Consider the following 25208-nt stretch of genomic DNA (forward strand, 5'->3'; position numbering starts at 1 on the left):
AAAAAATAGTTTAAGAATTATGTGAAATTATGTCAGAAAATTAAAGTTAATTATATATGCACTTACAATGATAGCTATCTACACATGTTTTTTCAATTTTCTAATAAATAATACAGTAATACCTTTTCATAAGGCAATTTAGTGTTTCAATTCTCTCTTTGTACGTTTTAAACAAATTAAAATCGTAGTGGTAATAATATATTTGTAATCAAATGTCGTATATACTTCAAGAAAAGTACACAATATTTTTATAAAAAACTATAGGAATTATCATGATATAGTTATCAAACTAAGTAAGATAAATGTTAATATTATGAAGAGATTCCAGTGATCTGCTATAAAATTACTGAGAAATGAGCATGACATCATACACGCATGCGATTGAAAAATTTTATAAGTGGCGTATAAAACTATAACAAATACTACAAATCAATTAAAAAATTTCAGTTATTCTGAATGCGAAGGGCACGTAATATTTATTGTGAACTGTAGTACTGATTAAGATTTTAGGAGGAAGTTATGAACAAGAAGATTAAAAGAATCATATTAATTATTGGTATATTAGTAGGCATTAGTATCTTTTTATATTTACAAAACAATTTAATAAGTATAACTGAGGTTAAAATAACCTCTAGTAAAATTCCCTCTTCTTTTAAAGGATATAAAATACTACAAATTTCAGATTTACATAATAAAAAATTTGGTGATAATCAAGACGTTTTAATTCAAAAAGTAAAAAGCATAAATCCAGATATTATTGCTATTACGGGTGATTTAATAGACAGTAAATCGTACGATGCAGAAATGAGTATGCAAGTAATACGAGAACTTGTGAAGGAATATCCGGTATATTTTGTGACAGGAAATCATGAAAAATGGTCAGGGAAATATAACAGTTTAGAAAAAAAATTAAAGAAACAGCATGTCACTGTTTTAAGAAATGAACATGTAATAATACAAAAGGGAGGACACGAAATAAACTTGTTAGGAATTGATGATCCGGAATTTAATACTGGAGATATTGATGAAGGAAGTATTGTAAAAGATGCAATTGTAAAAGCAAAAATTGAAACGCTGCCAGATAGGTATAATGTATTATTATCCCATAGGCCTGAATTTTTAGAAGCATATGCTGATGAGCAAGTAGATTTAGTGTTATCGGGTCATGCACATGGGGGGCAAGTTCGGTTACCTTTTATCGGGGGATTAGTTGCTCCTAATCAAGGAATACTGCCCAAATATACAGCGGGTTTATATGAACAACAAAATACGTCTATGATAGTTAGTAGAGGATTAGGCAATAGTATCATTCCGCAAAGAGTTTTTAATAGACCTGAGATTGTAGTCGTGCAGTTAAATTAATCTGTACGGCTTTTTTGTTCAGGAGAATAATTTAAAGGTAGTTTTTCTTGAGTACAAGTTTCCATTACAATTTTGTTAAAATTTTTCAACGTTACATAAAGTAACAAAATTTGACCTATTGAGTTTGTTATAGTGTAAATAATCAAAAAACTTAAAAATTAGTCGAGTTAAAATAGTTATTATTAAGCAATATTAAAAATATAAAGGGGTGTACAAATGCATAAAGAATTTGAAATTGAAGAATATACGGCGATTGAGGAGCAAATTCATTATTATAGTACGTCTTTATTAGTAAGTCATCCTGAGCAAATTGTAAAGTATTTAGAAAAACGGTTGGAAAAGTATGCAGAAACGTTACAATATGCACATTTATATCCGGAAACGGTTATATTACCAATACAGCAAATAGTTATCGAATATTCATTAGATGTTGCTAGAATTAGAAGGTATTTAAATTTAAAAACATAACAAAAATCAAATAATTTACAATGAAACAGAGTCGACTTTAAGAAAAGATATTCTAATGTCGACTCTGTTTCATTGATTTAGTAAATAACAGAAAAAATATATGTTTGAAAAGTTTGACATATAATAATTCAAGAGTAAAATAAAAGTGAGTACTCACTCATTTTAAAGAAAAGGGGGATTTTTAGTGCAGCAACCTTCAATTATTTTACGAGATGTATCAAAAAAATTTGGAAAAAAAGAAGTTTTGCATAACCTTTCGCTGCAAGTAGAAAAAGCAGAAATTTTTGGCTTGGTTGGACCTTCCGGATCAGGGAAAACAACACTCATTAAAATGATTGCAGGTATTAATGAGTCAACTACAGGGGATGTAATTGTTTTTAATACAAACATGCCTAATCTAAATGAAATGAAAAGAATTGGTTATATGGCTCAGGCTGATGCATTATACGAAGAACTATCGGCATATGAAAATGCAGATTTTATTGCAACGATGTATGGGTTAAAAGGTAAGCGTAAGAAAGAGAGAATCGTAGAAGTTTTTGAACTTGTGCAATTATCAGAGCATATGAAAAAGCAAGTACAGCATTTTTCAGGTGGAATGAAAAAACGTTTATCATTGGCGATAGCACTCCTTCATGAACCAGAAATATTAATTTTAGATGAGCCAACAGTTGGGATAGATCCTCTACTTCGAAAATCGATTTGGGAGAAGTTTTATGACCTTAAAAAGAAAGGAACAACTATTATTGTAACAACGCACATTATGGATGAAGCTGAGTTTTGCGAACGTCTAGGGCTAATTAGAGAAGGGAATTTAGTTGCGATTGGCACACCGGAGGAATTGAAAAAACAAACATCTTCTGGACGAATTGAAGATGTCTTTATGTTAGAAGGAGTGATTGAATCATGAGAGTTAATGGTGTAGTCATCCGTATCATTCGTCAATTTTTTCGAGATAAGCGTTCTTTAGCAATGATGTTTGGGGCACCAATGTTATTACTTTGGTTATTATCGCTAATATTTACACAAAAAGACTATATACCGCATATTGCTGTAGTCGATGTACCTGCTCCTATAGTAAAAGCAATGAAAAATCAAGAAGCATCAATTTATGAATATAGTAAAGACAAAGCAATTTCGGAATTAGAAAAGCAAAAGGTAGATGCAGTAATTCATTTAGAAAATGGAAAAATGAATCTTCTATTAGAAGGCAGTGATTCATCAAAAAACCGTGCAGTACTTCAAGTATTGCAAAAGAGTACAGAGAAGAATAATGTATCAATGATGAAGCCTGAAGTGGATTATTTACATGGCTCTAAAGACATTACGATGTTCGATGGGCTTGGTCCCGTATTAATTGGTTTCTTTACATTTTTCTTTGTATTTATATTGTCCGGAGTATCTTTTGTAAGAGAACGTTTAAGTGGTACATTAGAGAGGTTATTGTCCACACCAGTGAGAAGATGGGAAATAGTTTTAGGATATATTATTGGTTTTGGAATCTTTGCACTTATACAATCTATTATAATTGTAAGTTTTTCAGTTTATATTTTAGATTTATATGTAGCTGGCTCAATATGGCTAACGCTACTTATAACATGTATGCTTTCTTTAACTGCACTAACATTAGGCACATTTTTATCGGCATACGCAAATAATGAATTTCAAATGATTCAATTTATACCGCTTGTTATCGTGCCACAAGTCTTCTTTTCTGGGTTGTTTCCAATGGAATCCATGAATACATGGTTACAAATGTTAGGTAAATTATTTCCACTCACATATGGTGCTGACGCTATGAGACAAGTAATGATTCGGAATCAAGGGTTTACAGAGATTGCATTAGATCTTACTGTATTACTACTTTTTTCACTATTATTTGCAGTAGGAAATGTATTTGCATTAAAGAAACATCGCAAAATATAATGATGATAAAAAGGAGCACAATAAATGAAGAAGGATTGGCTGGAAGAATTAGTTGCCGCAACGAATGCTGATAAACGTAATGAACGTCAAATGCGTATATTAGAGGCAGCTGTTGATATGTTTGGAGAAAAAGGGTACGCCTCAACTTCAACGAGTGAAATTGCAAAGCGAGCTGGTGTAGCGGAAGGAACAATCTTCCGCTACTATAAAACGAAAAAAGATTTATTGTTTGCAGTCGTGATGCCGACCTTAACAAAGTTTGCTGCACCATTTTTCGTACAAGCCTTTGCAAAAGAAATATTTAAAACAGAGTATGAATCGTATGAAGTGCTTTTAAGAGTAATAATTCAAAATAGATTTGAATTTGCTAAAAAGCACTTTCCAATGATAAAAATATTAATTCAAGAAGTACCATTTCAGCCGGAACTAAAAAGTGAAATACAACAATTAATAGAAACAGAACTGCTTGTACATTTTAAAAAGCTGATTGCAAAGTTTCAAGAAGAAGGGGAAATTATTGAACTTCCACCATCTTCCGTATTACGTCTTACTTTATCAGCTGTATTAGGGTTGCTCTTAACGAGGTTTTTATTATTGCCGGAAGAGAAATGGGACGATGAAGTGGAAATTGAAAATACGATTCAATTTATATTGTATGGACTAACGCCACGGAGGTAATGTGATGCGACAATTTGCTAAACCGATAATTGTTGTAAGTAAATGTTTAGAATTTGATGCCTGTCGTTATAATGGAGAGATGGTTCCAGATTTAACAATTCGAAACTTGCAGCCATTTGTTACATTTATACCTGTATGTCCTGAAGTAGAAATTGGTTTAGGGACTCCTCGTGAAACGATACGTATTGTAGAAAAAAATGGTGCGAATAGGCTTGTACAACCGTCAATACGAGAAGATGTAACTGAAAAAATGAATGAATTTTCAAATGCATTTTTACAAACATTACCTGAAGTTGACGGTTTTATTTTGAAGAATCGTTCGCCAAGTTGCGGAACTCGTGATGTGAAAATCTATTCTGGTTTTGAAAAAGGGCCAGTAAAAGGAAAAGGAACTGAATTATTTGGTGGAGCAGTAATAAAAAAATTTTCGCATCTTCCAATTGAAGAAGAAGGTAGATTGTCGAATTTTATTATTAGAGAGCATTTCTTTACAAGATTGTTTACAATCGCGCATTACAAAATGATTAAACATACTAAAAACATAAAAGAACTCGTAGCGTTTCAATCAGATTATAAGTATTTATTTATGGCATATAATCAGGTGAAACAAAAAGAATTAGGGCGTATTATTGCAAATCAAAAAAATGAAACAATTGAAGTCGTATTTGATAACTATGAGAAGACTTTATATGAATTATTTATTCGCGCGCCTCGCTATACATCGAATGTAAATGTATGTGAGCACATTTTCGGATATTTTAAAACAAAGCTAAAAAAACAAGAAAAAGATCATTTTTTAGAGCTGTTACAGAAGTATTCTGAAAAGAAAATCCCACTTAGTAGTTTACTTGTCATTTTAAAAACATGGGCCATTCGATTTGATGAAAAGTATTTATTAAGACAAACATATTTCGAACCATACCCTGAAGGGTTAGTAGAAATTTCTGATTCGGGAAAAAGTAGAGATTATTAAACAATAAATTACATAATTCGACACAAAACCTCCTATGTTGCTGTAGAACAATGTAGGAATTTTTTTGTGCATTGGTACAGAATCTGTTTTAAAATTAAGTTATGACAGAATTATAGCAATTGTCTAACTAATATTCGTGTCTTTTAAGAAGTAATGTTTGTAGTAGAAACTCGCACGCTGTCGAAACTCAATATTCGATAAGGGGTGTGTAGCGGAATGGAATTTACTCTAACTCGCGAAAAACAAATGATTAAAGAAATGGTACGTGATTTTGCTGAAAAGGAAATCGCACCGAAAGCTGTATATTATGACAAAACTGCGGAATTTCCATATGAAACATTTCAAAAAATGGGCGAACTAGGATTATTAGGTATCCCATTCCCGGAAGAGTATGGAGGTTCAGGTGGCGATACGTTATCGTACGCGTTAGCTGTTGAAGAGATTGGTCGTGCTTGTGGTGGAACAGGTTTAAGCTATGCTGCAACAATTTCATTAGGTGCTTCTCCAATTTATTATTTCGGTACAGAAGAACAAAAACAGAAATTTTTAGTTCCAATGGCGTCAGGTAAAACGTTAGGTGCTTTCGGATTAACGGAGCCAAATGCTGGATCTGATGCAGGGGGCACACAAACGAAAGCAATTTTAGATGGCGATGAATATGTTATTAGTGGTGAAAAGTGCTGGATTACAAACGCAGAGTATGCAAATACAATTATTGTAACCGCTATCAACGGTTTTGAAGACAATGGTAAAAAACGTATTTCTGCATTTATCGTACCGACTACTAGTGAAGGATTAACGATTTCAAGCCCTTACGATAAGATGGGTGTTCGTGCTTCTAATACTTGTGAAATCGTACTTGATGGTGTACGTGTACCGAAAGAAAATATTCTTGGTGATGTAAATAAAGGATTTAAACAATTCTTATATACACTTGATGGAGGACGTATTTCAATTGCAGCATTAGCAGTAGGTATTGCACAATCTGCATTTGAACGTGCATTGCAATATGCGAAAGAACGTCAACAATTTGGAAAACCGATTTCTAATTTCCAAGCGATTCAATTTAAATTGGCTGATATGGCGACTGAAGTAGAATTAGCGCGTAATTTAGTACATAAAGCAGCTTGGTTAAAAGATAACGATAAACCTTTCGGTAAAGAAGCGGCTATGGCAAAGTTGTTTGCATCTGAAGCTGCAAGTCGTATAGCAAATCATGCAGTACAAATTCATGGTGGATATGGCTATATGCGTGAATATGAAGTTGAACGATATATTCGTGATGCAAAACTTTTAGAAATTGGTGAAGGAACTTCTGAAATTCAACGTCTCGTAATTGCAAGACATTTAGGATGTAGATAAAAAGGAGGAGTCACTATGTTTCAAAAAATATTAATTGCTAATCGCGGGGAAATCGCAGTTCGCATTATGAAAACTTGTCAAAAACTTGGCATTCGTACCGTTGCTATTTATTCTGAGGCTGATGAAAATGCCCTTCATGTAAAATTGGCAAATGAAGCTTACTTAGTAGGCGGTCCACGTGTCCAAGAAAGCTATTTAAACCTTGAAAAAATTATGGAAATAGCTAAGAAGACAAATGCTGAAGCAATCCATCCGGGGTACGGATTATTATCAGAGAATCCATCTTTTCCGATTCGCTGTAAAGAAGAAGGCATCGTATTTATCGGTCCTTCAGAAGAAATCATTACTAAGATGGGAAGTAAAATTGAGTCACGTATAGCGATGCAAGCAGCAGATGTACCAGTAGTTCCAGGCATTACTACAAATATAGAAACTGCTGAAGAAGCAATTGAAATTGCAAAACAAATTGGTTATCCATTAATGCTTAAGGCATCCGCGGGCGGCGGAGGCATTGGAATGCAGTTGATGGAAACTGAGCAAACGCTCACCAAAGCATTTGAAAGTAATAAAACAAGAGCGCAAAATTTCTTTGGTAACGGAGAAATGTACTTAGAACGCTATATAGCAGATGCACATCATATTGAAATTCAGCTTTTAGCAGATACACATGGTAATACAGTGTATTTATGGGAACGCGAATGTTCAGTGCAGCGCCGAAATCAAAAAGTAATTGAAGAAGCACCTTCACCATTTTTAGATGAGGGTACACGAAAGGCTATGGGAGAAGTTGCTGTACAAGCTGCTAAAGCACTTGGTTATACAAATGCAGGTACAGTTGAGTTTCTTGTAGATGATCAAAAGAACTTTTATTTCTTAGAAATGAATACGAGATTACAAGTAGAACATCCAGTTACAGAAGAAATTACTGGGTTAGACTTAGTTGAACAACAATTACTTATCGCATATGGTGAGAAGCTATCATTTACACAGGATGATGTAAAACGTAGTGGTCATGCCATTGAGGCTCGTATTTATGCAGAAGATCCGAAAACATTCTTCCCATCACCTGGGAAAATTACAGATTTAACGTTACCGACAAATATACGTATTGATCACTTTTTGGAGAATCAAGTAACGATTACACCTTTCTATGATCCAATGATTGCGAAAATAATCGCACATGGTGAAACTCGTGAAGAAGCGATTTCAAAATTAAAAATTGCTCTAGAAGAGTTAAAAGTAGAAGGTATTAAAACAAACACACCAATGTTACTGCAAGTACTCGGAGACGATGTGTTCAAAAGTGGTATTTATACAACGGGTTTTGTAACGAAACAACTTGTTAAAAAGTAAGATTTATGAATATTAAGGGGGAAAAAATGATGACGAAAGTATATGCATCGATGGCAGGAAATGTTTGGAAGATTGTTGTAGGAGTAGGAGATACAGTAGAGGAAGAGCAGGATGTCGTCATTTTGGAATCTATGAAAATGGAAATTCCAATCGTTTCAGAAGAAGCCGGAACTGTTATGAAAATTAACGTACAAGAAGGCGATTTTGTAAATGAAGGAGATGTATTACTAGAAATTGAATAGGGAGATATAGGGGGAAGCGAATTGAAACTACCTAATTTTGCTGTCATTAAAGAAGTCGGGCCACGTGATGGCTTACAGAATGAAAAAAAGATTGTTGGCACAAAAGATAAAGTAAAATGGATTCAACTACTTACAGAAGCGGGATTGTCGTACGTTGAAGTTTCCTCATTCGTTCACCCTAAATGGGTTCCTGCATTAGCAGATGCAAGTGATGTATTTTCTGAGCTAAAAAGGGATCCAAATGTTACATATGCAGCGCTTGTTCCAAATCAAAATGGTTTGGAACGAGCTTTTTTGCAAAATGTAGATGAGGTGAATGTTTTTTTATCAGCAAGTGAATCTCATAATAAAAGTAATATTAATAAATCTATTAAAGAAGCATTAGCTGTAATTGAAGATATAACAAAACAGGCAACGTTCGAAGGTAAAAAGGTAAGAGGCTATGTTTCTACTGTATTTGGATGTCCTTATGAAGGGGATATAAGTGCCACAGCAGTTGACGAAATATGTAATCAACTATTTTCATACGGCATTTATGAAGTTTCTCTCGGTGACACGATTGGTGTAGCGAATCCATTACAAGTAGAACAAGTATTAGAACATCTATTAAAGAAGTATGATGCTTCGCAGTTTGCAATGCATTTTCATAATACGTATGGAATGGCTCTGGCGAATGTAGTTAAATCTTTAGAATATGGTATTACAACGTTTGATAGTTCTTGTGGTGGACTCGGAGGATGTCCTTATGCACCAGGAGCATCGGGTAATGTTGCTACTGATGACTTAGTGCATATGCTCCATAAGCTGGGAGTCCAAACTAATATTGATGAAGAAAAGTTATTGAGAGCTAGTCAGTTTATTCAAAGTAAGTTGAATATCCAATTACCGAGTCATGTGTATAGAGCGCTTCAACATAAAACGATAAGTAGGTGAGAAGATGCTACAATTACAAAACATTTCAGTTGACTATGTTACACCGCACGTTGTAAAGATTTCGTTAAATCGTGAAAGACAAGCAAACTCATTATCTTTGGCATTATTAGAAGAATTACAAACTATATTAACTCAAATAAACGAAGAATCAAATACGCGCGTTGTTATTTTAACAGGGGATGGCGAAAAAGCATTTTGCGCTGGTGCTGATCTAAAAGAGCGTGCCAACATGAGTGAAGAACAAGTTCGCCATGCTGTGGGTATGATTCGTTCTACTATGGAGATGGTGGAACAATTACCACAACCAGTTATTGCTGCTATTAATGGAATCGCACTTGGTGGAGGTACTGAATTAAGCTTAGCTTGTGATTTTAGAATTGCTTCTGACACTGCAAGTCTAGGTCTTACTGAAACTTCTCTTGCAATTATACCTGGAGCAGGTGGTACGCAGCGTTTACCGAGATTAATTGGAGTCGGTAGAGCGAAAGAATTAATTTATACAGGAAGACGTATTTCGGCGCAAGAAGCGAAAGAATATGGTTTAGTAGAATTCGTAGTACCAGCTGATTTACTAGAAGAGAAAGCAATTGAAATTGCAGATCGAATTGCTAAAAATGGTCCAATTGCTGTTCGATTAGCAAAAGAAGCAATTTCAAATGGTATTCAAGTAGATTTACATACCGGCTTACAAATGGAAAAACAGGCGTATGAGGGCGTAATCCATACGAAAGATAGATTAGAAGGATTACAGGCATTCAAGGAAAAACGCAAACCAATGTATAAGGGGGAGTAAATATGTTAGATCAAAAACAACAATCTAATTCATTTGAAGAACGAGTTGAAACAATTAAGCAAGGCGGGGCACCGAAATATCATGAACAAAACAAAGCAAAAGGAAAACTTTTTGTTCGAGATCGTTTAGCTCTTTTATTCGATAATGGTGAATATGTGGAAGATGCATTATTTGCAAATTGTGAACAAACCGGGTTACCAGCTGACGGCGTTGTAACTGCAACTGGTAAAATACATGGCCGCACTGCGTGCGTAATGGCAAATGATTCAACTGTTAAGGCTGGATCATGGGGAGCACGTACAGTTGAAAAGATTTTACGTATTCAAGAAACGGCTGAGAAATTACGTGTGCCGTTATTTTATTTAGTTGACTCCGCTGGGGCACGTATTACAGATCAAGTTGAAATGTTCCCTGGACGCCGCGGTGCGGGAAGAATTTTTTATAACCAAGTGAAATTATCTGGAAAAGTGCCACAAATTTGTTTATTATTTGGACCTTCAGCGGCTGGTGGTGCGTATATTCCAGCATTTTGTGACGTTGTTATGATGGTTGAAGGAAATGCTTCTATGTATTTAGGGTCTCCGCGTATGGCTGAAATGGTTATCGGTGAGAAGGTAACTTTAGAAGAAATGGGCGGAGCACGTATGCATTGCTCAGTATCAGGATGCGGAGATGTTTTATGTAAAACAGAAGAAGATGCAATTACGCAAGCAAGACAATATATTTCTTATTTTCCAAGTAACTATTTAGAAAAGACTCCTTTGATTACACCTCAAGAACCGAAACAGTTCGATAAAACGTTAGAAGAAATCATTCCAGAAAATCAAAATGCTCCTTTCAATATGAAAGATCTCATTAACAGAATTATTGATGAAGGTTCTTTCTTTGAAGTGAAAAAATTATTTGCTCAAGAACTAATTACAGGTTTAGCACGTATTGATGGTAAGCCAATTGGCATTATTGCAAATCAGCCGCGTATGAAGGGCGGCGTATTATTCCACGATTCAGCTGATAAAGCAGCGAAGTTTATAAATTTATGCGATGCATACCATATTCCATTATTATTCCTTGCAGATGTACCTGGATTTATGATTGGTACAAAAGTAGAACGTGCCGGAATTATTCGTCACGGTGCAAAAATGATCTCTGCAATGAGTGAAGCAACTGTACCGAAAATTTCTATCGTCGTTCGAAAAGCATATGGAGCTGGCTTATATGCAATGGCAGGTCCAGCGTTTGAACCAGATTGCTGCTTAGCATTACCAACAGCTTCTATTGCAGTAATGGGTCCAGAAGCAGCGGTCAATGCTGTATATGCAAATAAGATAGCAGCTTTACCAGAAGAAGAGCGTGCAAGCTTTATTGCTGAAAAACGAGAAGAGTATAAGAAAGATATTGATATTTACCGTTTAGCATCTGAGATGGTGATTGATGGTATTGTTCATCCAAACAATTTACGTGAAGAGCTAAAAGGACGATTCGAAATGTATATGAGTAAATATCAAGTATTCACGGATCGTAAACATCCTGTATATCCAGTTTAAAAGCCCTATTTAGGGCTTTCTTGCTCAAAAAATCAAGGAGGGGAAAACATGAAACAAGCAGTTTGGTTTCCAGCAGAAGAATATAAAGAAAAAACGCGTTTATTTGGTTGGATGAAATCATTAGGTTATGAAGATTACGAAGCTTTTTATAATAAGTCAATTGAAGAAACAGCTTGGTTTTGGGGAGAAGCTGAGAGAGCAGTTGGCTATCAGTGGATGAAACCATATACAGAAGTGTTAGATTTAGAAAATGGTACACCGTTTGCACAGTGGTATACTGAGGGAACTTGTAACGTTGTAGAATCTGCTTTATCTCGCTGGCTTGCAGACGATAAAACGAAAACACAAGCAGCACTTATGTATGAAGGGGAAAACGGAACTTCGAAATCATTTACATATGAAGAGCTTGACAGCTGGGTAAGCCGTGTTGCCAACGGTTTGAAACATGCTGGTATTGAAAAAGGTGATCGTGTAACAATTTACATGCCAATGATTCCTGAAACAGTTGTTGCTATGTTAGCGGTAATGAAAATTGGAGCGATTATTTCACCAATATTCTCAGGTTTTGCTGCTGATGCAGTAATGACACGTGTACAAGCAGCTGGTTCAAAAATGGTTATTACCGCAGATGGCTTTTCACGCCGTGGGAAAATTGTTTCATTAAAAGATGAAGTAGATAAAGCTTGTGAACATTGTCCAACTGTTGAAAAGGTGGTAATTGTTCGTCATGCAGGAAATGATTTTACACCGCATAATTATGATTTTTCATGGAGTACGTTAGAAAAAGAAAAACCATTTATACATGCTGAAGAAATGAACAGTGATGATCCATTAATGCTTATATATACATCTGGAACGACTGGTAAGCCGAAGGGGACAGTACACACACATGCTGGTTTCCCGCTAAAATCTGCATTTGATGCAGGATTTGGAATGAATATAAAACAAGGCGACCGAGTATTATGGGTAACTGATATGGGCTGGATGATGGGACCATTTTTACTATTCGGCTCTTTAATTAATGGCGCAACAATGGTTATGTATGAAGGTGTCCCAGACTTTCCAGAAGCAGACCGCTTATGGGAGACAGTCGATAAATATGAAATTACTCATCTCGGTATTTCACCAACATTAATCCGTGCATTAATGGCAAAAGGTGATGAATATGTAAATAAACACTCGTTAAAGAGTTTAGAAGTATTCGCATCAACAGGAGAACCTTGGAATCCAGACCCATGGATGTGGTTATTTAATACAGTTGGTAAAGGTAAAGTACCAATTTGTAACTATTCAGGTGGAACTGAAATTTCAGGTGGGATTTTCGGGAATGTCTTAATTAAGCCGATCGCACCGATTAGTTTTAACGCATCTTTACCAGGAATGGCAGCGGTTGTACTTGATGATCAAGGTAAACCAATTCGAGATGAAGTCGGAGAACTATGTTTAGAAAAACCTTGGGTAGGTATGACGAAAAGTTTCTGGGAAGATGATGAACGTTATGTAAACACATATTGGTCACGCTTTGAAAATAAATGGGTCCATGGGGACTGGGTTATTTATGACGGTGAGCAATACATCATCACAGGACGTTCAGACGATACGCTAAATATTGCAGGGAAACGTATTGGTCCTGCTGAATATGAATCTATTCTTGTGAAACATAATGATGTAATAGAAGCAGCGGCAGTTGGTGTACCGGATGATGTAAAAGGAGAAGTTTGTCATTGTTTTGTTGTATTACGAGATGGTGTAACATTCTCAGGAGAATTAAAGAAAGAATTAATGAGTTTAGTAAACTCTCATATTGGTAAAGCTTTATGTCCAAAAGATATTCATGTTGTAGAAGATTTACCAAAAACACGTAATTCTAAAGTAATGCGACGTGTTATTAAAGCAGCTTACTTAGGAAAAGAGTTAGGCGATTTATCGTCACTAGTAAATCCTGAAGTAGTACCCTTTATTCAAGGACTACAGTCTAGCAAACTATAAAATTACGAATGAGCTCTATGTAAATAGAGCTCATTTTTAATGTTTACAAAAAGAAAAGAGAGAAAAAGTAAATTTGAAGTTAAAAAATCTACTATTAGTGTTAAGTATGTCTGTTTGTTTTTAGTTTTTATCAAAATAGGATACTGTGGCTGTCTATTCAATGGAGTGAATGAATTTTGTTAAGAATGAAAATTTAGTGAAGAAAAAAGTAATGAATAAAAGGAGAAATCCCTGGGGGACAGGGATTCAATAAGGGAGATATTATTGTCGTTCAATGTCGAAATTTGGCGTATCCGACAAATTAATATTATCACGAATTTTCAGGAGATTGTGATAGTGGATGTGTCAAAAATGTGTACGGGTTTCATATAAAAGTGTTATTTAAATAGGAAAAGGGAAAAGAATTAAGTTCACTCGTTCTTAAGATTTTTTCCCTTTTAAATTTACTGATTATTTGTTGTTCTATATACATCTGAAATTGGTAAATCTTCGCCATGTAAAGCTTGAGTACTGTCCTTTTTGTTTGAATTATGTGCCTCCTGAGAGGTTTCTTGCATTTGCTCTTGGGCCTTACTAGGGGTATTCAGCGCATCTAATGACACAGGATCAAGTTGTTGACTTAATAAATCTTTTTTATCCATGTTATGTAGCTCCTTTTTGAACTTAGATATAAAAACGAAGTGTTTTTAAATAGTTACGTGGGTATTATGTATCTTTGAATGGAATTATATACACAAACTATATTGAGAATTTAACTAATTATAAAAATTACTTGTGCTGACAAGCTTAAGAAATATAAAGATCATTAGTTCTTAATAAAAGCGTTATTTTAGTAGGGTGTAGATTAAATAGGACCTGTTGTACGGAACAAGTCCTTTCAAAAAGGACAACAGATAATGAATGGGGGTTACTTGAACATTTCTATTAGTGGTAACTAGATCCCATTCGTTGGATGCTACGAAATTTCATTTGAAAGGAACATCCCAATGATAAGATGAGCACTGTAAATCTGTGCTCATCTTATTAGATATTGCTTAGTCCTTAAAAATAAAACCGTTACGGACAATTCACAATGGTAATAGTGACGCTAGCCATTGTTCCAGGAGAATCAAGAAGTGAAGCAGTAACGGTTACTGTTCCAGGCCCATTAGCGGCTAGAAATACAGCGGTAAAGTTACCTGAAGCATTGGTAATGACAGCAAGAGGAACCATGAAAGCAAGAGAAGGGTTACTAAATGAAAAACTGACTACTACTCCTGGAGTAGGACTACCGTTTACTAATACTTGACCCGAAAAAAATAAAGTATTATTTCCTTGAGTGGATACACATGCTGTGGTTTCGTTAGAAGTCAAGGTAATAGATGCAGGCCCAGCAGGAAGATTAAATCCAGTTGGTCCGGTTGGTCCGGTTGGTCCAGTTGGTCCGGTTGGTCCGGTTGGTCCAGTTGGTCCGGTTGGTCCAGTTGGTCCGGTTGGTCCGGTTGGTCCGGTTGGTCCGGTTGGTCCAGTTGGTCCGGTTGGTCCAGTTGGTCCAGTAGAACCAGTAGGACCGGTAGGGAATTGAAAAGGTGGAACAGGTGGAAGTGTAGGTCCAATAGAACCCGGATTAAGTGCAGCAAAAGATAAAAACTCGTCCATTATATATCACCTCTAAAAATCGTATTACTAATAGTAAATGTAATGATAGAGCAAAGTGAAATGGACAAGTGGCTGTATTTTAATAAATTAAACAAAATAGTTATTTGATAGAAAGAGAGATTAGTATGATTACTTTAGAAATTAAATATAAAAAGGCGATTATTTTCAAATCGCCTTTTGGGTAATACAGTGTAATTTTATTCGGTTATTTGAAATATAGTTTCATTCGGTTTAGAAAATCCATACAATTTCCTTGCGAATTTTAAAATTTCTTCTTCACTACCTGTTAAAGCTGTAACATCATTCTTAAGGGAATGACCATCCTTCTTTACAGAAGATAATTTTTGTTGCTCCGTATTAACCGTGATTTGTTTCTCTTTAATCATTTCTTGCTGGTTATTAAGAGAATATTGAAGGACAAAAATTATAGGTAATATAAAAGCTAAAGTAGTTATAATACGGCGTCTTGTTTTTTTATTATTACCTTGTTTGGTGTTAGCGTTCACTTGCTGTGAGGGTATATTAGGATTTGATTGGTGTGATGATACTTTTGGGATGTTTCCCATTAAAATGCCTCCATTACTGATTGTAGAATTTAAAACGCTTAAAAGTATTATAAATGTTTAATGGGAATTTTAGAAGATATTTTAATATAGGTGAGTTTTGTAAAGTTTAAACAAAATCCTCATTTAAATAAAAGGAACCCCGATTGTCTGCGGGGCCCCTAAGGGTAATCGTCAAGTAATGACGTACTCGACTAGTTAACGATATCATGAATTTTTTGGTAAATATACTGGTAAATACGTCCAAATTAATGAGAGCATTATTTGAAACAAAAACGCTATTTTAATAGGGAGGGGAATAATGATGATTCCATGGGACAAGCGAGTATACATTGTATCAAGGTGATCATTTTATTACAGAGGGGACAATTTTAGAGGTTAGTGAAAAGGCGAATAAATCATTATATTGGCTTTGGTGCATGTTAGCTCCAAGCTATGAAAAAGTGTGCGGTAATAGTACAAAGCGACTTCGGTTGATTCGGATAGATGATGATGAAGAATGATATAAAAATTTCATTTTGTAGAGAAATGAGGTGATTAAGGATAGGCATAGAATATGCCATGTTTGTATTAAAAAAGAGCAGAATTTAGCCTATATATAAAGATTTTGGAATTGTTCTAAAGGGGGGAATATCTGAAATATAAATAATTGAGGGGAGTGAACTAATAATGGAAACTAGTACTTTTTTAGGATTGTTTTGGGGATGGATAACGGTTATCGTATCGGGAATACTTTTCGTACGTCCATCGGTACTACGTGAATTGAAAAAATTAGTGGTTGAAGACAGAGGATTTGGTATTATGTATGGTTTTCTATCGATTTTCCTAGGGTTAGGTAGTGTAATCCTACATAATGTATGGGTATTCAATTGGCAGGGATTCCTAACGGTTATTGCATGGCTTGCATTATTAAAGGGAATCTACATAATTGCATATCCTGAACCCTCCAAGAAAACAGACTTTGAATTAAGGGTACTATCTACACGTATAGCGCTCGCTATCATTGGCGCCTTGGCTTTATGGATGCTTATAGTAATCTATATAAAATAATCCTTTTCTAATAAGAACTATATTAAAATAAATCTCTACGTGTTCATTCACAAAAAGCTGACTATACTTAGTCAGCTTTTTGTATATTACATTCTAGTATTTATCGGTCACAAAAGACATGTTCTCTCTTTTAAGTCTATATTGAAAATATTACCAATTCTTCCTTTTACAATGACAACAAATAAAGAAACATTTACAACGACACTTATTTCGTTTAGAATTCCAATCATCATCACAATGATTCTTTTCTTTAGATGTCCACCAATCATCAGTACAATGCTTTTCCTTAGAACTCCAATCATCATCACAATGATTCTTTTCTTTAGATTTCCACCAGTCATCACAACAATGCTTTTTCTTAGAACTCCAGCAATCATTTTTCCAGGACATTCTTTTATACCTCCCTTCAATAGGGCTCATACTATTCTATGTTTTAGTAAAAGAATGGCTTGTTTATTAACCTATTATTTTACCTTTATATGATAGAGTGCTTTCTACTAGATATAGAATTCATACAAACTATGCTAATTTTCAAGAGATAGTTGAGAGAACTACTGGTTATGATATTAATCAACAAACACTTGTTGAAGGAAACGTTAAGATTTTAAATAATATCTTATTTTGGAGTACGCTTTTCTGAATGTATATTTCACAATGGTAAAGGAAAAATACACCATATCACTGCGAACAAAGCCTATGTATATGTGAAGTAATAGGAAAAGGTGGTCCCTATTCAAGGAGCCGGCTTATTAAAAGTATAAATAAGAAGGTTTAGTACAAGTGTTTGTTTTTTTGTTTCTATGCTTTTGTCTCGTACACTTTTAAGCTATTGGACATACTCTACTAGTAGAAAGGATTAGGGGGTGAGGTTTTGGGTTCTCGATTTAATAATTGTAGAAAGAAATGTACGTGTAAGCATGATGATTGTTGGGACATTTTTGAAGAGTGTAAAAAGGAAAAGAATGAGAAATGTGACAGCTCTTGTGTACAAGGAATTAGAGATGAGCTTAAAAAATTAATTAATAAAACAGTGCGAATTAACACTGAAGGACGTACTTATATAGGTACTGTTTCTTCGGTAACTTGCGATGTTGTTAAGCTAGCTGCTATTCCTGGTTCAGTTGCAGCAATTATATCTCTTTGTAAAATTGAAGCAATTTTACCACCTGCTACAACTGTTATTGATGAGTTTGATTTTAACGGTGTTGACGTAGCAAATAAAGATTAATTATGCTTTATTGATGTTAAGCCATTCTTATGAATGGCTTTTTATTTTGTTTAAAAGGGAATATATTTTTCATATAGAAATAAATTTGAAGGTGTATAAAAGGTTGTGTGAAAGGAGAATGAGAGTGATCAAGCTGAAACAATTTACAAGAACTGATTTCAAACAATTAATAAATTGGATTAATTCCGAAGAATTTTTAATACAATGGTCGGGAAATGCATTTACATATCCTTTAAATGAACAGCAATTAGAGAAATATACAGAATGTGCAAACACACTGGCATTCAAAATAATGGATGAAGAGACTAAAGCAGTTATTGGTCATATTTCTCTTGGACAAATAGATAATATAAATAAGTCTGCTAGAATTGGAAAAGTGTTAGTTGGTAATACGAAAATGAGAGGGCGTTCTATAGGGAAACATATGATGAAAGCCGTACTTCGTATTGCTTTTGAAGAATTAAAACTACATAGAGTAACTCTTGGTGTTTATGACTTTAATAAGTCAGCTATTTCTTGTTACGAAAGAATAGGTTTTGTAAAAGAAGGTTTATTAAGAGAGTCAAAAAAAGTAGGAGAAACGTATTGGAATTTATGGGAAATGAGTATGTTAGAATATGAATGGAACAATAAATAATAGTACTTTATAATTATATTATGTTAACAAAAGGGGTTTGGTGGGAATCGTGAATAAAAAAACAAAAATAATTTCAATTGCAGCTGTTTCAGGGGGCGGTAAAACTACCATTACAGAAAGTTTAGCTCATGAGTTGAAAAAATCAAAGGCTCTATATTTTGATAGATAGAAATTTGATAACTGTCCGGTTGATATTTGCAAATGGATTGATGATGGAGCTAATTACGATGAATGGGTACTAACACCATTAATTGCAGATATTCAGCATCTACTACAAAATAGTAATTTAGACTATATTATAGTAGATTATCCCTTTGCTTACTTAAATAGTGAAATGCGGGAATTAATAGATATAACTATATTTATTGACACCCCTTTAGATATTGCGATGGCTAGGAGGATTTTGCGTGACTTTACAGAAGATAAAATTAGTGAAATACATAATGATCTAAAACACTATATAACACATGCGAGAAAAGCTTATTTAGAGGCGATTAATACAGTAAAGCCGAATTCAGATATCGTTTTGGATGGATCTTTATGTGTAAATGAAATAGTTGTGCAAATAGTAGAGGAATTCAGTAGAAGAAATGTGATTTTGTAAAGTTGATTGAAAAATGAATCATATACGAATGGAACATTTATGGCTATATAAAAAAGTGGGGTGCTTCAATTTGAAAACGCTATTTTATTACAATTGGCAAGTAAGAGATGATTGGTTTAAATGGTGTGAACAACTTACAGAGGAAGAATTGCTTCGCAAACGTGTTGGAGGTGTTGGGAGTATTTTAGAAACACTTTTCCATATTGTAGATGTTGAGTATAGCTGGATTAGTGCGCTTCAAGAAAAAGAGGATAACGAACCACAGTTTAAAGATTATCAATCAATCAAAAAAGTGAAAGCGCTATCTGATTCATATCGACGAGAATTAGAAGAGTTTTTGCAAATATGGTCTGGTGACCTAGAATATAAGATATTAAAAGCTTCGTGGACAGACAAAATATATACATACGGAGAAGTGTTACGACATGTAATTGTGCATGAAATTCATCACATTGGCCAGCTATCTATATGGGCGAGAGAACTAAATCTTCAGCCTGTTTCAGCAAATTTAATTGGAAGGGGATTATAAATTTAGAGGCCGACTTGCATTTGTATTGCAAGTCGGTTTTTATATTAAAGAGAATTTTTAATTAAAATCCTCGGCTTTTTTTTGACGTATATATAAAAACATTAAGATTGTAATGATGAAAAAGATCATAATCGTTTGTATGATTAAATTTTTAAACTGAAACAATATTGTCCAAGATGTAACAGCATCTTTAAAAGCTTGGAGTGCAGAGTACGAGGAAGGATCAAAACCGTACTGAAGTAACTTTTTTGTTTCAATAAAAGTACTGTTTTCATCACCGGCGTCTAATATTACTGAAATAAGTCTAGTATCTCCTCGTGTGGCTGTACTGACAAAACTATAATTACCATTAGTTGAAAAACTAGTTTGTAAGCCGTCAACACCTTGGAGTTTAATGTTTTTATTAAGGGAATATATCATTTTATTTGTATTGAAAACTTTTGAATCTTTGAAGGTAAATTGGTAAGAGGTTAGTTTCGTAACATTCAATACATCTGGAAAGTCTTTTACTAATTGTGTTGCTAGTTTAGCGACGTCTATCGATGTTGTAGTTGATTGTTTATTCGTATCGTTATTAATTCCAGTAGCATTTAGAAACGGGGATGGTTGTGATAACTTTAGTTGTTTTGCTTTGTCATTCATTAAAAGTGTAAAGTTATCTTCGTTTCCAGCAATGTGTTCTGCAAGGGCAAGTGCGGAACGATTATTTCCTGTCAAAAACAATGCATGAAGTAAATCACGAACCGTCGTTTTATCTTTCGAAGTTACTTGTATAGGACTCGTTTCTGCTCGGAAAACTTCGTTACTTATTTTTACTAATTCATCTAACTGTATTTTTCCTTCATTCAGTTGTTCCAGTGCGATATACTCTGTCATTAATTTAGATAAAGTAGCTGATTGTATAGGAGTTTCTTCATTTTTTTTATAAACAATCTCACCAGAATTAGTATCTATTAAAATAGCTGATTTAGCTTGAATAATTGGACCATTTACATAAAGATAAAAATATAAAACGATAAGTGCAGTAATAAGAAAAGATAATAATAAAACTGTTATTTTTTTTAAGAATTGCATTAGCGATCCTCCTACTATTACATCAATAATATTATTGTAAAAAGGAATGCTTAATTAGGAAGAAAGAAAAGGTAAAGAATTTCTAAAGAATTATAAAGGATTATTAAATTTTGGATATTGATGGAATATAAAAGGTTCAATTTCTTATATGATAAAAAATTGAACCTATAAATATGTGGTATTAAGCTTTATAAGGGAGTAATTTTACAGTGAAAGTTGTTTTTTTATCATCGCTATATACTTCAATTGTTCCTTTATGCAATTCAACAATACTTTTTGCAATTGCTAATCCGAGCCCAGATCCACCAGTGTTTGTTGAACGTGATTTTTCAACACGATAAAAACGTTCAAAAATATGAGGTAAATCAGTACTAGGGATAGGTTGTCCGTAATTTGTTATATCAATTGTAATCATGTTATTGCTTTCGTAAGCGGTAATATCAATATGATCTCCATCATTTCCATAAGTAATAGCGTTTATGATTAGATTTTCAAACACACGTACTAATTTATCCCCATCAGCTAGTACCATTAGCTTTTGAGATGGGAAAGAAGGGCGACATTCAATATTAGCTTCTTGAAGCTGTATCCGAAATTGGACAGTTAATTGTCCAAGCAATTCTACAATATCAATGGGAGCAGAATATAAACTTAACTCTTTATTTTGAACGCGTGTATATTCAAACAAGTCATTCATTAATGCATTAAGACGAGTTACTTTATCGTAAATGACTTGAATATAGTATCGTAATTCTACTTCATCTCTATAATTATCATGATGGATTAAATTTACGTATCCAACTATAGATGTAAGAGGGGTTCGTAAATCATGTGATACATTTGTAATAAGTTCGCTTTTTGCTTGTTCTGCCTGTCTTTCTTCATCAATCGAAACTTTTAATTGCTCAATAATTTGATTGACCCCAGTTGCCAGTTCTTCTAAATAATTATGGTGTACGATGGAAACTTTATGATTAAAGTTTCCACTTGCAATATACCGAATCTCTTCAATCATCTTTTTTATACAAGTTTCATAGTAAACCTTTCTTTCATGACGATAAAAAATGTATAAATAGGATGAGAAAATAGAAAATAAAAACAAATAAGATACAATCATCATCCATAAAGACTCTTTTAATCCAATATATTTTTCATGGCCAAAAATTCTAATGAATTCTTTTCCTAATTCGCTTAGAGTAAGTGAACTCTCAATTACACTCGTTACGAGGCGAAATATAATTAATTCGGTAATTGGTGTAAGAGTGATAGCTAATAAAAGCCAAAAAATAAGCTTCCACTTTGGTATATCTTTTAATATATCAAATGCTTCATTTCTCAATTTTATAGCCTACTCCCCAAACCGTATGAATTAGTTTTTCACCATTCATTACGGTTTCAAGTTTATCGCGTAAATTACTAATATGGACCATTACCGTTTTATTAGAACCATAACCGTCTTCATTCCAAACTCGTTCGAATATCTCTTCAGAGCTAAATACTCTTCCAGTATTACTCGCTAGTAAATATAAAATATCAAATTCGATAGAGGTGAGTTTAATATATTCTCCATTTACTTTAACAGTATGATTATGTTTATGTATTTCAACAGAACGAATACGAATAATACCATCTTCATTCTTTTGGGAAGTAGCATTTTGGAAAGAGGATCTTCGTAATAAAGCTTTCACTCTAGCCACTAATTCTAGTGGATTAAACGGTTTAATCATATAATCATCTGCGCCGGTCATAAGTCCTAAAATTTTATCCATATCTTCAGCCTTTGCACTAAGCATAAGGATAGGTACAGTATTATTTTCACGCACTTCTTGACAAACTTCCAATCCGTTTCGTTTCGGCATCATAATATCTAAAAGCATAAGGTCGACTTCATATGTACATATCATTTGTAATGCTTCATCACCATCATAAGCTTTATAAATGTTATAGCCTTCATTTCGTAAATAAACAGCCAGTAATTCTACAATATCTTTATCATCATCAATAATTAATATGTTTTTATTCATTTTATAGTTAGTTCCTTTCCTTACAATTAATCAACATTACTATAATATCAAACATTTATGTATTTTGTAGTAATGTTTCTACATAAAATTTCATGTATCGTATTAAAAAGGAATTAAAACATTCATAACGAATATAAAATAAGAAGGATATTTAAACTCCACATTATACTGAAAGATAGTTATAAGGGGGACTTGCTATGTTATATAATGATATATATTCATTTACTCCAACTGGAAAAATAGAAAATGATATTAAAGCTTTTCTATTAAAATACAATAAAGAATTTACATATAAACATTCAATTCGTGTGGCAAATGAGGCGAGAAAAATTGCGAAAATATTTTATGAAGATGAAGAAAAAGCAGCGATTGCAGGGTGTTTACATGATATTAGTGCAATCTTTCCGAATGAGGAGCGGATTGCAGTTGCTGAAGAATTTGGCATAGAAATATTACAAGAAGAACGAGAATTTCCAATGATTATTCACCAAAAATTATCGAGAGTAATTGCAAAAGAGGTATTTAAAGTAGAAGATAAAGAAGTTTTAAATGCTATCTGTTGCCACACTACGTTGCATAAACATGCAACAAAGATGGATTTAGTATTATTTATTGCTGATAAATTAGAATGGGATCAAATAGGGACACCGTCATATTTAATTGAGGTAAAAAAAGGATTGGAAAAATCTTTGGAACATGCTGCTTTTGTATATATTTCATATTTGTGGGAAAGAAAAGATACATTAAAAGTCATACATCCGTGGCTAGAAGAAGCATATTGGCATTTAAAAGAAATTGTAGAGTAGAAAGGGTATAAAAATGCAATTAAAAGAATATATGGATCAAACATTCCCAGGAGTTACGTTAGTACCGTACATATACTCTCAGTGGGAAAAACATCTGCATTTTGATTTTGGGAAAGATAAATATCAATTTAAAGAAGATGGTAACACTTATAATATGGAATATTTCACACAACTATATAGGTATAATAAAAGTCTATTTAAAGATATATTTTCAAAAGAAGATGCCGTCTTTTTAGTCACAAATGTTTATCGATTTAAACAGGAAAATATAAAAAATGCGCAGAAAATAAATGTATACAATAGGTTTATTAAAAAGAGGGGTTTAAAGTTTCATATAAGACAAGAAACATTCCCTTTTCTATTTGAAGATGAAGAAGCTGACTTATATTGTACATATCAATTTTCTTTAAAATGTCTTGCTGAAGATATTAAATATGAACCGCTTATTCAAGCAGCTAATCATGAAGATTTCCCTGACCTACGTCCACGCTTAGGGCGAAAAAAAGAAATTTCATATCCAGATGTATTTTTTATAAATGTAACAAAGGATATTATCATGTTTATTTATGATGATAGAGGATGTGAAGTAATTGCGAAGAATAAAGAAAAGATACGGGAGTTATATGAGAAGTATAAAGAGTGGATACAAGAATATGAACGAGAGAGTATAGATGACTTATTTACATGAAAATAGGAGGAAGTGAAGTGTGTAATGAAAAGGATCGCAATTGTATCTGCATGGGAACCAGAGCTTACGTATTTGCATCAACATTATCCAAGTGAGCGTGTAGAAAAAATAGCAGCTTGGGAATTTCATTTTCATTCTATTAATGAATTAGAAGTTATTTCAGTTGTAACTGGTGTCGGTAAAGTAAGTTGTGCTAGTTGTGTACAACTATTAATAAGTGAATTCCAGCCAGACCAGTTATTTATGACAGGGATTTGCGGGAGTTTATCAGATAAGGTGAAAAATGGACACATCGTTGTAGCTCTTAATACTTTACAGCATGATGTTACAGCGGCTGGTTCAGGAGAAGATAGTTTTAATCTATATGATGGTAGAACGGCACCTATTGAAACAACTAAATCACTCGTAAAACGAATGAAGAAATTGCGTTCGTATGACCCGGTCCATTTTGGTACATTTCTATCTGGAGATCAACGTATTCGAAGCTCAGAAATGAGGTATTTACTTCATACTGTTTACGGTGCTTTAGCCGTTGATCAAGAAGTGGCAGCATTTGCTTATGTATGTCATGTAAATAAAAAACCATTTCTATGTTTAAAAGCTGCCTCAGATCAAGCGAATGACAAAACGAAAGAAGAACAAAAGGTTTTTAAAATGTTAGCATGTGAACGAGCATGTGAGCATTTAATTACTTTTTTACGTGTTTATGAGATTACTGTAGTTAACAATGTATAGTAAGAGGAG

At 33.7% G+C, this 25208-nt stretch carries 29 protein-coding genes and 2 pseudogenes; 24 read left to right on the forward strand and 7 right to left on the reverse strand.

Annotation, left to right across the window (positions count from 1 at the left end; translation table 11 throughout):
- Positions 1 to 519: 519 nt before the first annotated feature.
- The 13 genes from MKY90_RS12750 (at position 520) to MKY90_RS12810 (ending at position 13623) form a co-directional block, all read left to right on the forward strand.
- The gene (locus MKY90_RS12750) at positions 520 to 1362 is read left to right on the forward strand and encodes a metallophosphoesterase (protein ID WP_002032218.1); all 843 of its coding nucleotides are present in this window, start codon (positions 520 to 522) and stop codon (positions 1360 to 1362) included.
- 216 nt (positions 1363 to 1578) lie between these two features.
- Positions 1579 to 1830 (forward strand): hypothetical protein, encoded by a 252-nt coding sequence (locus MKY90_RS12755; protein ID WP_002017002.1) that lies wholly within the window; start codon positions 1579 to 1581, stop codon positions 1828 to 1830.
- A 184-nt stretch (positions 1831 to 2014) separates the two neighbouring features.
- Positions 2015 to 2740: an ABC transporter ATP-binding protein gene (locus MKY90_RS12760; RefSeq protein ID WP_016120235.1), complete on the forward strand. Its 726-nt coding sequence runs from the start codon at positions 2015 to 2017 to the stop codon at positions 2738 to 2740.
- Positions 2737 to 3756, forward strand: coding sequence for an ABC transporter permease (locus MKY90_RS12765; RefSeq protein WP_002127488.1), 1020 nt, complete (start codon positions 2737 to 2739; stop codon positions 3754 to 3756). Before MKY90_RS12760 ends, MKY90_RS12765 begins: the two co-directional genes overlap by 4 nt.
- 24 nt (positions 3757 to 3780) lie before the next feature.
- Positions 3781 to 4434: a TetR/AcrR family transcriptional regulator gene (locus MKY90_RS12770; RefSeq protein WP_002032224.1), complete on the forward strand. Its 654-nt coding sequence runs from the start codon at positions 3781 to 3783 to the stop codon at positions 4432 to 4434.
- Between the two features lie 4 nt (positions 4435 to 4438).
- Positions 4439 to 5407 (forward strand): YbgA family protein, encoded by a 969-nt coding sequence (locus tag MKY90_RS12775; protein ID WP_078178953.1) that lies wholly within the window; start codon positions 4439 to 4441, stop codon positions 5405 to 5407.
- 216 nt (positions 5408 to 5623) lie between these two features.
- A complete protein-coding gene (locus tag MKY90_RS12780; RefSeq protein ID WP_002032227.1) occupies positions 5624 to 6769 on the forward strand; it encodes an acyl-CoA dehydrogenase in 1146 nt (381 codons plus the stop codon).
- Between the two features lie 15 nt (positions 6770 to 6784).
- Positions 6785 to 8122: an acetyl-CoA carboxylase biotin carboxylase subunit gene (locus MKY90_RS12785; protein ID WP_078178952.1), complete on the forward strand. Its 1338-nt coding sequence runs from the start codon at positions 6785 to 6787 to the stop codon at positions 8120 to 8122.
- A 26-nt stretch (positions 8123 to 8148) separates the two neighbouring features.
- Entirely contained in the window at positions 8149 to 8364 is a 216-nt protein-coding gene (locus MKY90_RS12790; protein ID WP_001985297.1) for an acetyl-CoA carboxylase biotin carboxyl carrier protein subunit, read from the forward strand.
- 21 nt (positions 8365 to 8385) lie between these two features.
- Positions 8386 to 9297 (forward strand): hydroxymethylglutaryl-CoA lyase, encoded by a 912-nt coding sequence (gene mvaB / locus MKY90_RS12795; RefSeq protein WP_002017011.1) that lies wholly within the window; start codon positions 8386 to 8388, stop codon positions 9295 to 9297.
- Positions 9298 to 9301: 4 nt separating this feature from the next.
- Positions 9302 to 10090 carry an enoyl-CoA hydratase gene (locus MKY90_RS12800; RefSeq protein ID WP_002017012.1) on the forward strand — a complete coding sequence of 263 codons (789 nt, stop codon included), beginning with the start codon at positions 9302 to 9304 and terminating at the stop codon, positions 10088 to 10090.
- Between the two features lie 2 nt (positions 10091 to 10092).
- Complete coding sequence (locus tag MKY90_RS12805; RefSeq protein ID WP_002017014.1) at positions 10093 to 11634, forward strand: acyl-CoA carboxylase subunit beta; 1542 nt, start codon at positions 10093 to 10095, stop codon at positions 11632 to 11634.
- A 48-nt stretch (positions 11635 to 11682) separates the two neighbouring features.
- Positions 11683 to 13623: an AMP-binding protein gene (locus MKY90_RS12810; protein ID WP_002032230.1), complete on the forward strand. Its 1941-nt coding sequence runs from the start codon at positions 11683 to 11685 to the stop codon at positions 13621 to 13623.
- A gap of 443 nt (positions 13624 to 14066) precedes the next feature.
- Here MKY90_RS12810 and MKY90_RS12815 read toward each other — a convergent pair whose 3' ends face one another.
- Complete coding sequence (locus MKY90_RS12815; RefSeq protein ID WP_098167889.1) at positions 14067 to 14264, reverse strand: hypothetical protein; 198 nt, start codon at positions 14262 to 14264, stop codon at positions 14067 to 14069.
- Positions 14265 to 14695: 431 nt separating this feature from the next.
- On the opposite strand from MKY90_RS12815, the gene MKY90_RS12820 reads away from it, so the two are divergent.
- Both MKY90_RS12820 and MKY90_RS12825 read left to right on the forward strand, forming a co-directional pair.
- Positions 14696 to 14911 carry a hypothetical protein gene (locus tag MKY90_RS12820; protein WP_002085442.1) on the forward strand — a complete coding sequence of 72 codons (216 nt, stop codon included), beginning with the start codon at positions 14696 to 14698 and terminating at the stop codon, positions 14909 to 14911.
- Between the two features lie 45 nt (positions 14912 to 14956).
- Positions 14957 to 15187, forward strand: coding sequence for a hypothetical protein (locus MKY90_RS12825; protein ID WP_016127010.1), 231 nt, complete (start codon positions 14957 to 14959; stop codon positions 15185 to 15187).
- 17 nt (positions 15188 to 15204) lie between these two features.
- Here the strand turns inward: MKY90_RS12825 and MKY90_RS12830 are convergent.
- Both MKY90_RS12830 and MKY90_RS12835 read right to left on the reverse strand, forming a co-directional pair.
- Positions 15205 to 15261 (reverse strand): annotated as a pseudogene (locus MKY90_RS12830) (exosporium leader peptide-containing protein); the annotation flags it as partial.
- 197 nt (positions 15262 to 15458) lie between these two features.
- Positions 15459 to 15827: an FtsB family cell division protein gene (locus tag MKY90_RS12835; RefSeq protein WP_002165759.1), complete on the reverse strand. Its 369-nt coding sequence runs from the start codon at positions 15825 to 15827 to the stop codon at positions 15459 to 15461.
- 329 nt (positions 15828 to 16156) lie between these two features.
- Here MKY90_RS12835 and MKY90_RS12840 point away from each other — a divergent pair, with 329 nt between their 5' ends.
- Both MKY90_RS12840 and MKY90_RS12845 read left to right on the forward strand, forming a co-directional pair.
- Positions 16157 to 16327, forward strand: coding sequence for a hypothetical protein (locus tag MKY90_RS12840; RefSeq protein ID WP_002065532.1), 171 nt, complete (start codon positions 16157 to 16159; stop codon positions 16325 to 16327).
- Positions 16328 to 16493: 166 nt separating this feature from the next.
- Complete coding sequence (locus MKY90_RS12845) at positions 16494 to 16874, forward strand: hypothetical protein (protein WP_002127497.1); 381 nt, start codon at positions 16494 to 16496, stop codon at positions 16872 to 16874.
- Positions 16875 to 16981: 107 nt separating this feature from the next.
- On the opposite strand, the gene MKY90_RS12850 is transcribed toward MKY90_RS12845, so the two are convergent.
- Positions 16982 to 17284 carry a hypothetical protein gene (locus MKY90_RS12850; protein ID WP_337379542.1) on the reverse strand — a complete coding sequence of 101 codons (303 nt, stop codon included), beginning with the start codon at positions 17282 to 17284 and terminating at the stop codon, positions 16982 to 16984.
- A gap of 461 nt (positions 17285 to 17745) precedes the next feature.
- Between MKY90_RS12850 and MKY90_RS12855 the strand changes: the two genes are divergently transcribed.
- From MKY90_RS12855 to MKY90_RS12870, 4 genes and pseudogenes are all read left to right on the forward strand, one after another.
- A complete protein-coding gene (locus tag MKY90_RS12855; protein WP_341091489.1) occupies positions 17746 to 18102 on the forward strand; it encodes a hypothetical protein in 357 nt (118 codons plus the stop codon).
- 124 nt (positions 18103 to 18226) lie between these two features.
- Positions 18227 to 18739: a GNAT family N-acetyltransferase gene (locus tag MKY90_RS12860; RefSeq protein WP_098167886.1), complete on the forward strand. Its 513-nt coding sequence runs from the start codon at positions 18227 to 18229 to the stop codon at positions 18737 to 18739.
- A 49-nt stretch (positions 18740 to 18788) separates the two neighbouring features.
- Positions 18789 to 19343 (forward strand): annotated as a pseudogene (locus MKY90_RS12865) (hypothetical protein).
- Between the two features lie 70 nt (positions 19344 to 19413).
- On the forward strand, positions 19414 to 19872 hold the full coding sequence (locus MKY90_RS12870; RefSeq protein ID WP_012260957.1) for a DinB family protein: 459 nt from the start codon (positions 19414 to 19416) through the stop codon (positions 19870 to 19872).
- A 57-nt stretch (positions 19873 to 19929) separates the two neighbouring features.
- Here the strand turns inward: MKY90_RS12870 and MKY90_RS12875 are convergent, their stop codons facing one another.
- The 3 genes from MKY90_RS12875 to MKY90_RS12885 form a co-directional block, all read right to left on the reverse strand.
- A complete protein-coding gene (locus MKY90_RS12875) occupies positions 19930 to 20946 on the reverse strand; it encodes a D-alanyl-D-alanine carboxypeptidase family protein (protein ID WP_002141854.1) in 1017 nt (338 codons plus the stop codon).
- 181 nt (positions 20947 to 21127) lie between these two features.
- Complete coding sequence (locus MKY90_RS12880; protein ID WP_002085430.1) at positions 21128 to 22285, reverse strand: sensor histidine kinase; 1158 nt, start codon at positions 22283 to 22285, stop codon at positions 21128 to 21130.
- Entirely contained in the window at positions 22275 to 22970 is a 696-nt protein-coding gene (locus MKY90_RS12885) for a response regulator transcription factor (RefSeq protein ID WP_002016575.1), read from the reverse strand. The genes MKY90_RS12880 and MKY90_RS12885 overlap by 11 nt, the downstream gene beginning before the upstream one ends.
- A gap of 197 nt (positions 22971 to 23167) precedes the next feature.
- Here MKY90_RS12885 and yqeK point away from each other — a divergent pair, with 197 nt between their 5' ends.
- The 3 genes from yqeK to mtnN are packed head-to-tail and all read left to right on the forward strand — an operon-like array spanning position 23168 to position 25199.
- Positions 23168 to 23776 carry a bis(5'-nucleosyl)-tetraphosphatase (symmetrical) YqeK gene (gene yqeK / locus MKY90_RS12890; RefSeq protein ID WP_002016573.1) on the forward strand — a complete coding sequence of 203 codons (609 nt, stop codon included), beginning with the start codon at positions 23168 to 23170 and terminating at the stop codon, positions 23774 to 23776.
- 13 nt (positions 23777 to 23789) lie between these two features.
- A complete protein-coding gene (locus MKY90_RS12895; RefSeq protein ID WP_098167885.1) occupies positions 23790 to 24464 on the forward strand; it encodes a DUF3885 domain-containing protein in 675 nt (224 codons plus the stop codon).
- Positions 24465 to 24488: 24 nt separating this feature from the next.
- Positions 24489 to 25199, forward strand: a complete 711-nt coding sequence (gene mtnN, locus MKY90_RS12900) for a 5'-methylthioadenosine/S-adenosylhomocysteine nucleosidase (RefSeq protein WP_061690205.1) — start codon at positions 24489 to 24491, stop codon at positions 25197 to 25199.
- Positions 25200 to 25208: the final 9 nt, after the last annotated feature.

It is taken from the genome of Bacillus sp. FSL P2-0099 (genome assembly GCF_038007445.1).
Taxonomy (GTDB): domain Bacteria; phylum Bacillota; class Bacilli; order Bacillales; family Bacillaceae_G; genus Bacillus_A; species Bacillus_A mycoides.

Bases quoted from the DNA above. Each gene is read 5' to 3' on its own strand.
- MKY90_RS12790 (WP_001985297.1), top strand. From the start codon at position 8,149: ATGATGACGAAAGTATATGCATCGATGGCAGGAAATGTTTGGAAGATT.
- MKY90_RS12755 (WP_002017002.1), top strand. From the start codon at position 1,579: ATGCATAAAGAATTTGAAATTGAAGAATATACGGCGATTGAGGAGCAA.
- MKY90_RS12845 (WP_002127497.1), top strand. From the start codon at position 16,494: ATGGAAACTAGTACTTTTTTAGGATTGTTTTGGGGATGGATAACGGTT.
- MKY90_RS12835 (WP_002165759.1), bottom strand. From the start codon at position 15,827: ATGGGAAACATCCCAAAAGTATCATCACACCAATCAAATCCTAATATA.
- MKY90_RS12800 (WP_002017012.1), top strand. From the start codon at position 9,302: ATGCTACAATTACAAAACATTTCAGTTGACTATGTTACACCGCACGTT.
- MKY90_RS12785 (WP_078178952.1), top strand. From the start codon at position 6,785: ATGTTTCAAAAAATATTAATTGCTAATCGCGGGGAAATCGCAGTTCGC.
- MKY90_RS12895 (WP_098167885.1), top strand. From the start codon at position 23,790: ATGCAATTAAAAGAATATATGGATCAAACATTCCCAGGAGTTACGTTA.
- MKY90_RS12820 (WP_002085442.1), top strand. From the start codon at position 14,696: ATGGTAATAGTGACGCTAGCCATTGTTCCAGGAGAATCAAGAAGTGAA.
- MKY90_RS12775 (WP_078178953.1), top strand. From the start codon at position 4,439: ATGCGACAATTTGCTAAACCGATAATTGTTGTAAGTAAATGTTTAGAA.
- MKY90_RS12805 (WP_002017014.1), top strand. From the start codon at position 10,093: ATGTTAGATCAAAAACAACAATCTAATTCATTTGAAGAACGAGTTGAA.
- MKY90_RS12885 (WP_002016575.1), bottom strand. From the start codon at position 22,970: ATGAATAAAAACATATTAATTATTGATGATGATAAAGATATTGTAGAA.
- MKY90_RS12780 (WP_002032227.1), top strand. From the start codon at position 5,624: ATGGAATTTACTCTAACTCGCGAAAAACAAATGATTAAAGAAATGGTA.
- MKY90_RS12750 (WP_002032218.1), top strand. From the start codon at position 520: ATGAACAAGAAGATTAAAAGAATCATATTAATTATTGGTATATTAGTA.
- yqeK (WP_002016573.1), top strand. From the start codon at position 23,168: ATGTTATATAATGATATATATTCATTTACTCCAACTGGAAAAATAGAA.
- mtnN (WP_061690205.1), top strand. From the start codon at position 24,489: ATGAAAAGGATCGCAATTGTATCTGCATGGGAACCAGAGCTTACGTAT.
- MKY90_RS12810 (WP_002032230.1), top strand. From the start codon at position 11,683: ATGAAACAAGCAGTTTGGTTTCCAGCAGAAGAATATAAAGAAAAAACG.
- MKY90_RS12765 (WP_002127488.1), top strand. From the start codon at position 2,737: ATGAGAGTTAATGGTGTAGTCATCCGTATCATTCGTCAATTTTTTCGA.
- MKY90_RS12875 (WP_002141854.1), bottom strand. From the start codon at position 20,946: ATGCAATTCTTAAAAAAAATAACAGTTTTATTATTATCTTTTCTTATT.
- MKY90_RS12770 (WP_002032224.1), top strand. From the start codon at position 3,781: ATGAAGAAGGATTGGCTGGAAGAATTAGTTGCCGCAACGAATGCTGAT.
- MKY90_RS12815 (WP_098167889.1), bottom strand. From the start codon at position 14,264: ATGGATAAAAAAGATTTATTAAGTCAACAACTTGATCCTGTGTCATTA.